The sequence below is a fragment of the Streptococcus marmotae genome (assembly GCF_001623565.1).
Classification (GTDB): Bacteria; Bacillota; Bacilli; order Lactobacillales; family Streptococcaceae; genus Streptococcus; species Streptococcus marmotae.
Genome location: NZ_CP015196.1, coordinates 99,465 through 114,153 on the forward strand (window position 1 = coordinate 99,465; position 14,689 = coordinate 114,153).

12 protein-coding genes and 1 pseudogene are annotated in these 14,689 nt (G+C 39.7%); 7 read left to right on the forward strand and 6 right to left on the reverse strand.

Annotated elements, in window-relative coordinates; all coding sequences use genetic code 11:
- Positions 1-86 precede the first annotated feature (86 nt).
- The 6 genes from A4H00_RS00485 to queA all read left to right on the forward strand — a co-directional run bounded on the left by A4H00_RS00485 (position 87) and on the right by queA (position 5,589).
- Positions 87-851 carry an XRE family transcriptional regulator gene (locus tag A4H00_RS00485; RefSeq protein ID WP_067085991.1) on the forward strand — a complete coding sequence of 255 codons (765 nt, stop codon included), beginning with the start codon at positions 87-89 and terminating at the stop codon, positions 849-851.
- Between the two features lie 42 nt (positions 852-893).
- Positions 894-1,715: an EbhA gene (locus tag A4H00_RS00490; protein ID WP_067085994.1), complete on the forward strand. Its 822-nt coding sequence runs from the start codon at positions 894-896 to the stop codon at positions 1,713-1,715.
- 42 nt (positions 1,716-1,757) lie between these two features.
- On the forward strand, positions 1,758-2,315 hold the full coding sequence (locus A4H00_RS00495) for a nucleotidyltransferase family protein (protein ID WP_067085997.1): 558 nt from the start codon (positions 1,758-1,760) through the stop codon (positions 2,313-2,315).
- A 161-nt stretch (positions 2,316-2,476) separates the two neighbouring features.
- Positions 2,477-3,145, forward strand: a complete 669-nt coding sequence (locus A4H00_RS00500; protein ID WP_067086000.1) for a Fic family protein — start codon at positions 2,477-2,479, stop codon at positions 3,143-3,145.
- 172 nt (positions 3,146-3,317) lie between these two features.
- Positions 3,318-4,463, forward strand: a complete 1,146-nt coding sequence (locus A4H00_RS00505) for a tyrosine-type recombinase/integrase (protein WP_067091309.1) — start codon at positions 3,318-3,320, stop codon at positions 4,461-4,463.
- 97 nt (positions 4,464-4,560) lie between these two features.
- Positions 4,561-5,589: a tRNA preQ1(34) S-adenosylmethionine ribosyltransferase-isomerase QueA gene (gene queA / locus A4H00_RS00510; protein ID WP_067086002.1), complete on the forward strand. Its 1,029-nt coding sequence runs from the start codon at positions 4,561-4,563 to the stop codon at positions 5,587-5,589.
- A 67-nt stretch (positions 5,590-5,656) separates the two neighbouring features.
- Here queA and A4H00_RS00515 read toward each other — a convergent pair whose 3' ends face one another.
- From A4H00_RS00515 to A4H00_RS00540, 5 genes are all read right to left on the reverse strand, one after another.
- Positions 5,657-6,775: an aminotransferase gene (locus tag A4H00_RS00515; RefSeq protein WP_067086005.1), complete on the reverse strand. Its 1,119-nt coding sequence runs from the start codon at positions 6,773-6,775 to the stop codon at positions 5,657-5,659.
- 103 nt (positions 6,776-6,878) lie between these two features.
- Positions 6,879-7,484, reverse strand: a complete 606-nt coding sequence (gene sodA, locus A4H00_RS00520) for a superoxide dismutase SodA (protein WP_067086007.1) — start codon at positions 7,482-7,484, stop codon at positions 6,879-6,881.
- A gap of 75 nt (positions 7,485-7,559) precedes the next feature.
- Positions 7,560-8,591, reverse strand: coding sequence for a DNA polymerase III subunit delta (holA, locus tag A4H00_RS00525; RefSeq protein WP_067086010.1), 1,032 nt, complete (start codon positions 8,589-8,591; stop codon positions 7,560-7,562).
- Positions 8,592-9,619: 1,028 nt separating this feature from the next.
- Positions 9,620-11,101: a hypothetical protein gene (locus A4H00_RS00535; protein ID WP_067086015.1), complete on the reverse strand. Its 1,482-nt coding sequence runs from the start codon at positions 11,099-11,101 to the stop codon at positions 9,620-9,622.
- On the reverse strand, positions 11,085-11,978 hold the full coding sequence (locus A4H00_RS00540) for an ABC transporter ATP-binding protein (protein ID WP_067086017.1): 894 nt from the start codon (positions 11,976-11,978) through the stop codon (positions 11,085-11,087). The genes A4H00_RS00535 and A4H00_RS00540 overlap by 17 nt, the downstream gene beginning before the upstream one ends.
- 405 nt (positions 11,979-12,383) lie before the next feature.
- On the opposite strand from A4H00_RS00540, the pseudogene A4H00_RS12470 reads away from it, so the two are divergent.
- Positions 12,384-12,671 (forward strand): annotated as a pseudogene (locus A4H00_RS12470) (transposase); the annotation flags it as partial.
- A 151-nt stretch (positions 12,672-12,822) separates the two neighbouring features.
- Here A4H00_RS12470 and A4H00_RS00550 read toward each other — a convergent pair.
- A complete protein-coding gene (locus A4H00_RS00550) occupies positions 12,823-14,346 on the reverse strand; it encodes a class I adenylate-forming enzyme family protein (protein WP_067086021.1) in 1,524 nt (507 codons plus the stop codon).
- Positions 14,347-14,689 lie beyond the last annotated feature (343 nt).

A 14,689-nucleotide genomic window follows, 5' to 3' on the forward strand; every position in this document is an offset into this window, starting at 1 on the left:
TCAACAACTTTTTTTGACAAAAAGCAAAAAAAGTTGCTTTTTAGGCAACTTCTGTTATAATTGGATTATAGAAAGGCGGTGTTTTTATGGAGCATTTAGCGTTATTCATCGGCTCAAAAATAAGACAATACAGAAAACAAAGCGGCATGACTCAAACGGATCTCGCTGACAAATTGCACACAAGTAAACAAACTATCAGCAAATATGAAAAAGGGATAATAAAAGCTAATCAAGATGTACTTTTTAAATTAGTGACTATATTCAATGTATCCGTTGATGATTTTTTTCCAACAGAAACATCTTTAGCCACCACCTCACCAGACGCAAAAAATGGCACCGTACAAGCGATAAATGATAAGGTAGTACAATTACACCCCGAACGCCAAGAAATCGTTCTGGAGGTCGCCACGGAGCAACTAAAGGAGCAAGAAGAGGAAGCAAGAGAAATACATGAACCCCTTGCCCTGTATTCAACCAAGGCAATAACCGAACTAGCGGCGGGGCTTGGCTATTCCTACGATGACAACGATATAAGGACGGTACAAGTAGAAGAGGAACCCCCGCGACATGACATCGCTAGCATCGTCAACGGTGATAGCATGTTACCAGATTATGAAAATGGCGACATTGTCTATTTAAAAGATACGGGCTTTTCTAGCTACTCTGGCCAAGTCTGCGCCGTAGCGATTAATGATAAGTCTTATCTAAAAAAAGTCTATACAGAAGATAATTGCTTGCGCTTAGTTTCCATCAATCCAAAATATGATGATATTATTATTGATTTTCCACCATCAGCAGATACCCATATCAAAATATATGCCGTCGTTGGATCTGGTAAGGTGGTAGACTGACCAAGTGCAACCATTTAAATATACAAAAAAGGAGAAAAAACAATGAAAAATAAAAAAATCTGGCTTGTTGCCACATCAGTGATTATAGTCTTAGCTGCAGTTGCTTATTATTTATATATCTTTACCCCTCACCAGAATGCGGTAAACACTTTTGAAGTAGCTAAAGAAATGGTTAGCAATAAAAACAAAAAACTAGAAAGCTCAATTGCCGAAGCTCAAGAACTCGTAAAAGCTGACGAAAAGCCGTTAGAGGATAAGACCCTAGACAATTTAAAAGCAACCTTGGAAGCAGCAAACAAAGAAAAAAGAAAAATCCCTGAAATAGCAAAGAAAACAGAAGATATTTTAGAGCAAGCAAAGGAACTAGAACAGCCGTTAGACTATACGGAAACCGAAACCAAAATCACTGACGCTATAAAAGAATACCAGAACAGCATTACCCAACTAAAACAAATTACAAATCCTTCCCAAGCGTTCATCGAAGAGCGCTTAAAAGAAGTTGATACCGTTACAGAAGTTCAATCTGTTACAGAAGCCAATGATCCAAACGGTAAATTAAATAAACAAGGAGGATATACAGCTTCCGTTTATTTTGCAGATAACCAAGTCAACATACCTGTTGATGGCGCTGATATTGTAGCTAAAGGAAATGACGTTGGAGGGAATATTGAAGTTTACAACACAACCGAAGACGCCGAAAAACGTAACACATATCTCAGTGCTTTTGACGGTCAAGGATTTTTAGATCCAGGTTCGCATTATGTTTACGGCTCTATTATAATTCGTACATCAAGGCACCTAACAGCAAGTCAACAAAAAGAACTAACGGACAAAATTTATAACAAACTAATTGAACTGAAATAAACTTTTCCACCTGCCATAACCCACGAAAAAGGAAAGACCAGCATGCTAGAAAAAGTAGAACGCTTAATCGCTGAAATTAACCGAATCCATCTCGCTTACTCGCAAGATTATTTTGAGACGGGAAAAGTTGAAAAAGTAAATTTAAAACACACCTTTTCAAAAGTACCAGTAAAGGCAATTCTGGATTATCGCCTAAACCTACACGAATCCATCAATGACTATTTAATGAAAGCAGATGTAAAAGATATCGCCTATGTTTACCGCGTCAAGACCTCCGAAAGTATCGTAGACAAGATAGAACGCTTTTCAGAAAGACAAGACGGCTACCCAGTCAACTCCATTCTCAACGATATTTTCGGCGCTCGTATCATTCTTTCATCGGCAGATATTGCGCTAGTCATGGAAAAGCTAGACGACTGGAAAGAACAGTTCGGGCTAAAAAATTGGTACTTACGGGACAAAGACAACTATACTGGTATCCACGTCTACTTCAAAAATAAAAGCAATCACTATTACCCGTGGGAGTTACAAATTTGGGACGAAAAAGACGTTGATAGAAACATTGAAAGCCATAGACTATATAAACGCAATTTTGTATAACCTATTAGCCCGTTGTGCATAGACAACACAAAAAGGCGTAGCAAACGCCACGCCTTCGGTATAGTAGAAAAACCAATCATCGGAATTGCTCCCAATAACTATAGTATAGCATAAATTTTTAAACTGTACCAGTACAGAAGACGCAAACAGAAAGAAAAAACATGACGTATAAACCCGATTACCTAGACGACATACTTGTCCGCATGGCTTATCACTCAAGCGGTATAGAAGGGAATACCATCTCACTCCCTGAAACGGTCAGCATCATCATTGAAAATAGCCTACCAGGCAACCATAAAAGTATTCGGGAGTTCTATGAGATTGAAAATCACAAGCAAGCATTTAACTTTCTTCTGGATCAGCTAGACGTCCTACCACCGCTTACCGTTGGCTTGATACAAGACTTTCATGCACTTCTAACAGATAGGCTACAGCATGACCGCGGACGCTTTAAAACGGCGCAAAACGCCATTATCGGGGCAGAATTTAAGACCGCAACCCCAGCAGAAACACCCTACTTGATGACCCAGTGGGCAGACAATACAAGCTACCGCCTAGAAAGCGCCAAAAGTATCCCCGAATTGCTCAACGTGCTAGCAGATACCCATATCCAGCTGGAGCGTATCCACCCATTTTCAGACGGAAACGGACGAACAGGGCGCCTAATTCTGATGTATCTGGCCATGAGATACTTAAAAGCTCCCATAATCATCAGCAAAGACGACCGCGCAAAGTATATGGTGCTTCTAGCTGATCAAGACACCGGTGGACTAGCCGACCTACTCAAACAGTCGCTAGACTATGAGAAAGAAAGAATGAACCAGTTTTAATCGATATTTTCAAGCCCTCTACGGCGTTTTAATGCTTTACGGTATAATCTACCACCCAACACAAAACAAACGAAAATAGGGGCATTCTCGTAACGCTCAGCGTGATATAAACCTTATTCAATCTAAAACCCCTTTAACAACGGCTTGCCTGCTGATGGAAAGGTTTATGATCATGAAAATAACAGAAGTAAAAAAGAAAGACGGCAGCATCGTCTACCGTGCCAATATCTATCTAGGAGTAGATAACATAACGGGTAAAAAGGTAAAAACCAGCGTCACGGGACGAACAAAAAAAGAAGTTAGCAGAAAAGCCCAGAATGCGCAACTGGATTTCAAAATAAACGGCTCAACAGTCTACAAGACGGTACAAATTGAAAGTTATAAAGAATTGGCGGAACTTTGGCTAGAAAGTTACAAGTTGACCGTAAAGCCCCAAACCTACCGTAACACAACACTATTCTTGAAAAATCACCTACTACCAATGTTTGGCGACATGAGACTTGAAAAAATAACCCCTCACATCGTCCAACGTTTCATCAATCGCTTGGCGGTAACGTTAGCAAATTTTAGGGTTCCTGTTTCCATCAATAGCCGTATACTCCAATACGCGGTAACGTTGCAACTTATCCCCTATAATCCCGCTCGTGATGTCATTTTACCACCCAAACCAGCGAAAGACCCTCAAAAAATAACATTCATCGATAAACAAGACCTAAAAAAATTGTTGGATTACGTAGAAAAAATAAGTATTCAGCATTATACCGGTTATTTCGATATGGTTCTTTATAAAACCTTGCTAGCTACTGGGTGCCGTATCGGGGAACTGCTCGCCCTTAATTGGTCTGATATTGATTTCAAAGAAAAAACACTTAACATTTCAAAGACCTATAATGGTGAAATGGGGCTAATTGGCACCACAAAAAGCAAAGCGGGAAACAGAACTATCAGCGTTGATACAAATACCCTCAACATGCTACGACTGTATAACGCCCGCCAACGGCAAATGTTTTCAGAAATTGGGGCGCCACGCCCTAGCGTTGTATTTTCTGCCCCTACTAGGCTGTATCAGTTAAGGACTACCATACAACGTAGATTAGACGACTATTGTCATACGATTGACATTCCACGCTTCACCTTGCACGCCTTCCGCCATACTCACGCTAGTTTATTGCTGAACGCTGGCATTAGTTACAAAGAACTTCAATACCGCCTAGGCCATGCGAATATCTCCATGACATTAGACGTATATTCCCACCTATCCAAAGACAAAGAAAAAGAAGCCGTTACATATTATGAAAAGGCCATCAATAACTTGTAGGTGAACAAAAAGGTGAACAAATTTATTTTTTTTAAAATCACAAAACACTCAAAAAGCCTATAACAAAGGCTTTCTAGGCACAAAAGAAAGGAAATATATGAACACTGCTGATTTTGATTTTCACTTGCCTGAACACCTGATCGCTCAGGTTCCTCTGAAACAACGAGATGCTTCTCGTTTATTGATTCTTGACCGTAAAAAGCAAACGATGGTCGATACCCATTTCGACCACATTATCGATGAATTAGAGCCTGGTGATGCGCTCGTCATGAACAACACCCGCGTTTTACCAGCCCGTCTATATGGCGAAAAACCAGAAACTGGTGGACATGTTGAATTGTTGCTCCTAAAAAATACCCAAGGTGATCAATGGGAAGTTCTTGCAAAACCTGCTAAACGATTGAAAGTTGGAAGCAAAATCTCCTTTGGCGATGGTCGCTTGATGGCAACAATTATTGAAGAATTAGAACACGGTGGGCGTATTGTAGAGTTTGCCTATACCGGCATTTTCCTTGAAGTGCTAGAAAGTCTTGGAGAAATGCCACTTCCACCCTACATTCATGAAAAATTGGACGATCGTGAGCGCTATCAGACTGTTTATGCGAAAGAAAATGGCTCTGCTGCTGCACCGACTGCCGGACTTCATTTTACCCAAGAATTGCTAAAAAAAATAGAAGCAAAAGGCGTTAAACTTGTTTATTTGACCCTTCATGTCGGTCTGGGAACTTTCCGCCCTGTATCTGTTGATAATCTAGACAAACACGAAATGCATTCTGAATTTTACACCTTATCAGAAGAAGCTGCGGCTACTTTACGAGAAGTAAAATCATCTGGTCACCGAATCATTGCAGTAGGTACAACTTCGATTCGCACCCTAGAGACGATTGGAAATAAATTTGATGGAGAGATTCAAGCAGACTCAGGCTGGACCAACATTTTTATCAAACCAGGCTATCAATTCAAACTGGTTGATGCCTTTTCAACCAACTTCCATCTACCGAAATCAACCTTGGTTATGCTAGTATCTGCCTTTGCTGGACGTGAATTTGTCCTTGAGGCCTATCACCATGCTATTTTAGAAGAATACCGCTTCTTTAGCTTTGGCGATGCTATGTTTATCAAATAAGCAAAATCTCCCTCGCACATTTGCAAGGGAGGTTCATTTTTTCTTACCAACTAGCTAACTTAGAACGCTAATCATATTGTCGTAAGAAATCTGATAATAGAGCTAGGCCTGTTTTCAAGGTATTAGCCTGCGTACAGTAGCCTAAGCGAGCATAGCCAGGCCGATCAAAGCGATTGCCAGGTACTAACAAGACACCTTTTTCCTGCAATAAGCGCAGGCAGAACGATTCGATTTCCTCAGGAACATCTAGCTTAATAAAGGAAACTGGCACGGCACTTGGATATACCAAACTGACACGCGGCTCTTCTTCCACCCAATCTCTGACTAGCTGTAAATTTTCTGCTACAATGGCTTGATTTCTCGCTAATACTGCATCTTTATGCTGTAACACATAGCTTGCAAGAGCATCATCCACCACCCCTGCACAAATCATGGTATAATCGCGGTATTTCCTGAACAAATTGGACAAGTCATCACTTGCCACAATCCAACCAACTCGCACCCCAGCCACAGAATAAGTCTTTGACATGCTGTTAACTGAGATACCTTTTTCATATAAATCCACAATAGCTGGCACATCATAACGCGAATCCAAGGGTTTATAGACTTCATCAGACAAAATATAAGCTCCCACTTCTTGAGCAATGGATACTAGCTCCTCTAAAAATGGGCGTTCCATAACAGCACCGGTTGGATTATTGGCATTATTGATGCAAATCATCTTGGTATTTGGACGAATCATGCTCCGTAGCTCATCCAAAGAGGGTAACCAGCCTTCCTCCTCATGAATCTGCCAGAGAGAAACTTCTGCTCCTAGCGATTTCGGAATATCATACAACTGCTGATAACTAGGATACAGCGAAATGACATGATCCCCTTTTTCAATCAAGGCATAAAGGGCCAAATGATTGGCTCCTGTTGCTCCATTTGTCTGAAGAATTTGACTCATTGCCACATGTTGATATAGTTTTGCCACCTCCTTCTTAAAGGTAGGCGACCCCTCAATCCAACCATAATTCAGTTTCTTCTGTAGCAAATCTTCCAGAAATTCTTCCTGAGAAATTCCGCCCAAGGCCAGAACTTCTGTTACTGTCAGCGAGTCAATCGAACTCCCAGCAATATCATAGACTGCCTGCTTTTCCCAATCATTTAACCATTCTTCTACACCAAATGCCGCAATCTCCATACGAACTCTCCTCTCCAAAAAACTTACTATTCTAGTGTATCATATTTATGCAGAAAAATGATTAAAAAAACAGTCCACCGGACTGTTTTTTATGATTCACATCTTATTTTGCTGCTTGGTATAATTCGTTTACCTTATTCCAGTTGATGATTTCAAAGAATGCTTTGATATAATTTGGACGAACATTACGGTAGTTTAAGTAGTAAGCATGTTCCCATACATCAAGCGCTAAGATTGGTGTCAAACCATTCATGATTGGCGTATCTTGGTTTGCAGTTGAAACAATTTCTAATTTACCTTCTTTATTGACAACCAAGAAAGCCCATCCTGATCCAAAACGAGTTGTTGCGGCTGTTGTAAAGGCTGCTTGGAATTCATCAAATGAACCAAATGTAGCGGCAATCTCTGCTGCCAATTCAGCTGGAACTTCTGTTTTTTCTGGTGACAATAATTCCCAGAAAAGAGCATGGTTCAAATGACCACCACCATTGTTAATCAAGGCTTGACGAATATCTGCTGGGATGTTTTCCACATTTGACAGCAAAGCTACCAAGTCTTCACCAATTTCTGGGTGTTTTTCAAGGGCTGCATTTGCATTCGCAACATAGGTTGCATGGTGCTTATCATGGTGCAATGTCATTGTTTCTGCATCAATATGCGGTTCAAGAGCGTCATAAGCGTATGGTAAATCTGGTAAAATAATTGCCATATTCGGCCTCCTTTAATCTTCTATACTGCTCATTTTACCGAAATTTAAGAGTCATTTCAATTTTTTTGTCTGAAATCATGCGCTGGCAATTTTTAATAAAGCAAGATCAAAAAGATACTCCTTCTCAAATAGTCCTTGCTTAATCTGGTAGTCCGTTTCAATCAAGACTTGGATTACTCTTTTAAGGAAAGAAAGAGTGAGCGAACGCGAATCGCGCAGGGCAAATTTTACTTGAAAAGGATTGATTTTCCGGCCTGCTATCTCTGATAATGTTGCAACAATCTGCTGTTCTCCTTGTCCTTCTTTTTGCAATAACTGTACCTGCAAAAAAAGCCGAAATTGGTTGAGCAAAATCGCAATTAATTTAATTTCATCCTCGCCTTGCAAGCGCAAATCACGAACTAATTGCCTAGCTGAATCAATCTTACCTTGCAGAAGAAGTTGACTCATATCGAATATATTATCCTGTAAGGTCTTAGGAATAGCTTGCTCAATATCATCTAAACCAATCTGACTACTGCCCTTATAGGACTGCAAAAAAGCAAGATTTTTGTGCATCTCAGCAAAATCAAGATTTGACTTCATCAGGAGCTGTTCAAAAACGTGATTCTCCATGCTAAGTCCCATTTCTTTCGTTTTTTGCATGAAAAATTGTCGAAATTCTACTTCTTTGAGAACCGTTGCTTCCAACACAAGACCATCTCGTTTTAAGAGTTTTACTAGACGGCGTTTGCTATCTAATTTTCCTGTGGCAATAATAATCAAGCGGGTTGTTTCAACTGGCTGAACAAGATACGCCTCAAATTGCTTGAGTTCTTCATCACTTAAATAGCGTTTCTTATCTGTCGTTACGTCTGCAAAATAATCTAATATGACAATTTTTTCATCCGAGAAAAAAGGCAAGGATACCAAATCAAGTTCCACCTGAGGATAGGCTATCTCTGACATATCAAAATAAGCATAGCTCAAATCACTACTGTCAAAACCAATTTGTTTCAGTAGCGCTTCTTTGGCCAATTGAAACTGGCCAACATCTTCTCCCGTTAGGACTGTCACTAAACCTAATCTTTCCTTACTTAATTTCTGAATCTCATCAATAATGGTCATAGCTTCCTCGCATTTCTTCTTTTTATTATACCAGAAAAAACGCCCATTGGACGTTTTTTCACAAGCCTAAGAACTAGAGCGAGAAAAGATAAAAGAAGTAAAAAGGCTATTTTTCTTAATCACGACTGCCACTATTACATTTTAATGGAATCTCTTTCATAAAATGAGAATAGATTGTAAGTAGTTATCCCCAAAAATAGAATTTACGAAACATATCAATTCCATTAAAAACGAAATCATGGAAAAGTAGCCTATCAGCCACAACCAAACCGGTCGAAACCAGCAAGAAGACAAAAATTCGATTCGGCAAAAAAGCTTGCATAAGATGGTTGATAGAAATAAGCACTATTTCTAAACCTATCATTCCTAAAAACATCCAGCACAGATAGTCAAGATTCGGTACAAACTGTACCCAAATATTTTCCTCTTTTAGAAAATGTAAAAAAAGCCCCTGTTCTTGGCGTGACAACGCAATAATGCCATCCTGCCAAGCTCCAATCCCATGAACTATAGATTGAACGATAAAAATTATCATACTGAATAAAACCGTTGTCGCACAAGCAATCAATAGTCCTTGTAACCATTTTTGAAGCAAAATCCCTCGTAATGGCACTGGTTGCGTACGGTGAAAAAACCATGTTTTTCTTTCCACCTCAACTGCTTTTCCGCGACTGCCTAGCCAAACTGCCAACAATACAATACAAAGATAAACAGGTCCGTCTACAACGGTTCTCAAAATTCCTATTCCCGAAAAATCTCTCGAAACTCCCCAAGCAACATCTTCTACTGGAAAGTTTGCATTATTGGTAGCAAACCGATTTTCTAAGTCTTCAATAATGATTTCCTTCCCTCTTCTACTTGCAGGAGCCCCCGCTTTTTCCAACTGCTCCCAATAGTAGCGACTTATCTCATACCTAGTCTGATAGCGCCGTAAATTCTCCAAGGTTTGAGTCGCGCCAATATCTCCCTCATAAAAGGCTGTTTCCTCTCCTTTTAGCAACGTTTTCTGAACAAACTGTAGATAACCCTTATAAATACTTGGTAGCTTTGTCTGATCTTGATAATAAGCCTGATAGATACGGTTGGAAAATTCCTGCTCTTTCTTGCATCTTACGACTAGTAACCAGCCTATTCCATTCCTTTTTATACGAATCATCTGTTTGTGCTAACTGTTGGTACTGGTCGATTTTTGCATCTATTTCTCGATAAACGAACTGTTCTCTCTTACTAAGTGTCGCAACTAGCTCTAGACTTTCCCTTTCTTCCTTTACTACCTGATTTTTCTGAAAAGTTGTCACAATGGAAAAAAGCACAGCAAGTAGAAAAATCCCCAGTCCCCAATAAGATAGAGAAGACGTTCGCAGATACTGTAACCATTCAAAAGACCAGGAATGAGACAATTCGGGAGTTTCAAACTGGTGTTGCTGAGACATTGAGAGCTTGAATCGCCTCTTATCTGCAAATAGATAAAAAAAGATGAAACTAAGTAATTCTATGAATACCAAGCCATCAAATTGCAACCAAACTGTCCGCAAATCAGACCGTTGCAAAAAAGCAGGACCGGATAGAATCATTGAAAAACCGCTACTACCTTCTGACCCTCTTGCTAGGAGAAAGACTAGAAAACTAGTACAAACTAAAAAAATTATATCTTTGCTACAAGCATATGCTAAAATAGCAATCATTAATCTTAGGCCAACCATTATCATGAACCATATGGCACATAGGCCGAGGAGGTAGAGCCAACGGGGGATAAGTTTCTCTTGTCCAACTAGTTTCACTGGTGCCAAAAAATCGGACCACTGAAAATAGCTGTTCACTAAACCATGTCCTATCATAATCAGCCCATTTGTCGCTAACACCACAGTTACCAAGAAAATACTGGCTAGTATCCTGCGAATCTCCTGTAGGCCACAACTGTCTATTTGCACAAGCTGCCACCGTTTGTAGCCCTCCCTGCGGTCAAGCATCTGAAAAATGAGAAAGAACATTCCAACGAAGCAGATTCCCCCAAACGAAAAGAGTTGTTCAACAGATTTTTGAAGCATTCTTCCTATAGACCAGCCTTTTTGTTCGGGTTCATCGGCTAGACTGTGTTTTACCAACCAATCATTCCAAACCTTCTTCTCCTGCACTTCTTCCTTGGTCAACGAACCAAACTGGAGAAAGCTCTCTTCATATTTCTCAACTAGTCGTTCCAAATCCTGATACATCTGCGTACGGTGACGCGGAATTCTATCGAATCTCTTGCCTTTTAAGGCATCTTTAAGCGTCTCAAAGTCGCTCAAAATTCCGACTTTTAGCATCTGTTCTTCTGACTGTTCAACCATTTTTAGATTTGTGAGAACCGTACCGATATTTTCCAGCTCTGTTGTATAAGTTGAAATGTAATCATTTCTGTTTTTCTCCCTCTGAAAAATAGGAGAAAGCAGTAGAACCATACTAAGAAAAACGAAAAACCAGCAAATACTAGAGGAAAGGATTTTTTTCATCTCAAACCATAGTTTCATCAGAACTCCTCCTCTCTGCTACATAGAGAGTTCGATATAAACTCTCCATATATTCCGATGTTTTTGATAAGGATTTAACCTTAGAAACAGGAATTTTCTGTAAAAATGGTAGTATATTTTCTTCTGCAAGAAAGACTTCCCTCGTCGTCTGGTCTACTTGTTGGACTAACATCGTTGGAAATAGATTCAAAGCTTGCATCAACTCAGGGCAATCCTCCACCAGTAGCTGATAATCATAGGCCATCGTTCGCACTTCTTTTTCAATCAACTGAGTATCCTTTAAAAAATAAATCTGATGAGTTAATTTCTCAATTTCAGACAAATGGTGTGATGACAGTAAGATAGCCGTTCCTTTTTCTTGCAGTTCTAGTAACATCTCTCGCTGTTGAATAATATTTGTTGGATCAAGACCTACATGTGGCTCATCTAATAGCAAAAGTTTCGGTCTTGGTAAAATCGCCATGGTAAATAAGAGCTTTTGCTTCATCCCCATGGAATAGCTAGCAACTCGTTTTTTGACATAATGACCAATCCCTACTCGTTCAACCAACTCTTTCATTTTTTGCTTAGGAATCTGGTGCAATTTTGCCACATAACTGAGGTGATCATAACCTGTTAATTGGGGATAGAGAGATTCTGCACTCAGCATAAAGGTTAGATCCTGAAAAATCTCTTGTGATTGGTTAGATAGGCCATTGATAGCCACATGTCCCGTATCTGGTTTTTCCAAGTTCGCTAGAATATTCAGTAGTGTCGATTTTCCTGCACCATTTGGCCCCACCAAGGCAGCCAATTCCCCAGCCTTCACCTCAAAAGAAACATAAGACAGAACCTGATGATTACCATAACGCTTTGAAATATCTCGAACTTCTAACATACAAGCCTCCCTCTCCCTATCTACTAAATAAATTAGAGATTACCACTGCTATGTTTACTAAAATAAAATAATTCCATTTTAATCATTATGTATAATTTTTTACTCCAGTTTATTCATATCATCCTTCAAATATTAGTATACTACAAAAAGAAGGCGCTTTCAATGTGTGGTGTTGCTATTTTTGCATATTTCTTGATGAGAATTTTTCAAACAAAAGTTCTAAAATGAAGTTAGCCACTTAAGGGGATGAAAAACATCTCAGAGAGATATATTTGTAATCAGTACAACAACAATTAGAAAAACCTGGGAGGCAAAACTATTATACGCCAATAAGAAAACAGTTGACACTAGCTGAACGTAGAATGATTGAACGTTAGCTGCAAAGAAGGACTCGCAAATAAGGGAATCAGGGTCTATTATGCAGTTCTTCCTGATGGAGCCCCACAGAAAGGACTTTACATCAATGAGCGATACCAGCAGTTAAATAAGGAAGAAAGCAAGGCGCTTTTATCAGAAGAAGGCAGTCGCCTATTCGCCCAGCGCAAGGTGGATGCGGAATCTGTCTTTGGATAGATAAAGGATTGTTTGAGATGCAGACGATGTAACTTGAGAGGAAATCGGCAGGTCAAAATCGATATGGGATTAGTCCTCATAGCCAACAATCTCCTCAAATATAACCGAAAAAGAGCATAAGACAAAAAACCAGAAGTTCTACTGACGGAACTTCTGGTTTTAAGAAATTTTTGGCCTAGCCTCTTTTTACAACCCTAACAAGTAGAGTGAGAAAGAAGGTTCTCCTAAATCATGCCTTACTGCGGCTCTCTCTTTAATAAGAAAAATGGTATTAAAGATTTTCCATTTTCATTTCTTCTTCCATTTTCAAGCGCTGTACCTTCATCGTTGCAGTTCGCGGAATATCCTCATATGCCATTATGATTGGCTCTTTTAGAAGTGGTAAATCTGCCACCTGATGCCACCAAGCTTCCCAATTCATTTCTCGTCCATCTGTCAGAGCAACAATTGGCTGTGGTGCCCCATTAGCATCACGAATAATAACAATTTCAGATAAAAAGTCCAGCTGATCCAGCAAGAAATCTTCCAAGGCTAGATTGCTATCAATCGATTCAATCATATCTACCTGACGATCTTTTAAAAGTAGGGTTCCCTCTTGTGTCATACAGCCGTAATCACCACTGTCCCACCAATCACCATAGACATTTTCTTGGAAGCGCGCATCTTCCTTATAATAAGTCACTGCACGTCCACGGGATAAGAGTTGAATATGTCCATTTTGACCAGCTGGCAGAGGACATCCTTTTTCGTCTGTAATCCGTGCTGCTGTATAACCTGAAAGACCTATCCCCATATCACGAGCATTTGTTGTACCAAGAGTTTCCAACCGGTGATAGCGTAAAATCATCGGTCCACATTCACTCTGTCCATAAACCTGCATAAAGACAGGATGATTTGCTTTAGAAGCCTCTAGGAAAGCACGTAAAGTCCCAATATTGATTGCATCAAAGGTCGAATGGTAGTATCGAATACTAGAAAAGACAGTAGGATTTTCCCTAGCAAACTGTGCCCACTGTACAAAATGATTCGGGTGTGTTTCCAAGGCCATCGGTCGATAACGTTCTAAGCTAGTAGCCACATCTTGCGCCTTGGCAGATGACAAGGGAAGTAAAGGAAAACCGAGGCCAATAGCTGAAGAAATCCCAATATTATAACGTGAATGAACAGGAGAAATATGAAAAGCTAAGGTTTTTTTCTCCGCCATTTTTTCAAAAATAGTCTGCTGCCAAGCAACACGCCATCCCATTGTCTGTGCTGTGTGGCAGATTAATTTTGGAATCCCTGTCGTACCAGATGTATGCGTCATATACTGAATCACCTCTTCTGGCAGGAGATTCTCACGAACAAGATTAGCTGGTAGGCCTACTAAGTCTGCGACCGCAAGCTCTGTGACCAGATGTTTTTGCTCCATCGCTGCAACTCGCTCTTTTGTTTCCTTATCAAAAAGGATAAAGGATCGCTCTAGACGTTCTGCAAAGACATCGATCACACTAGTCGGCAAGTGATACGATACCATAACCGGTACTGCTCCTATGGCTGTTACAGCAACTGCTAGTAGATAGGTATCAAAGCCTGGACTTTTGTAAAGCATGACCTTATCATCAGCAGAAACTCCTGCAGCAGATAGTTGAGCAGCTCTTTGTTGAATAGCAGCAAAAACCTGGGTGTAGGTATTTTCAAATCCTAATTCAGGAAAGGCCTGATAGGATGTATCCAGTACAATGGCAACTTCTGGAAAACGCTCTGCAGCTTCCTTAAATTGACGGTATAAATTTAACGGTTGATAGGAAATCATTTCGCATCCCTATCCTTTCTAAGTTTGTGAAAAACTAAACATGATTATCCCTATTATACCATGATGTACCCCCCTCGTACAAATGAAAGTAGATTGCAAAATACTACCTCAAACAATAAATCTTACGAAATAGCTCTATTCTATAAAAAATGAACTCTCTAAAAATATGACACCAAAGGCAATTAATGCTCTATAAAAGCAATCAGAAGACCAACATTCGATTTAACAACACAACTTAAAGGTAAACCACGACAGACGCATGAAGAAAATCATTCATTGAAAAAGTTGTGAAAACAGCAAAACACTTACTTTGATAACCTTATTTTAAAAAATTCGAAGGATT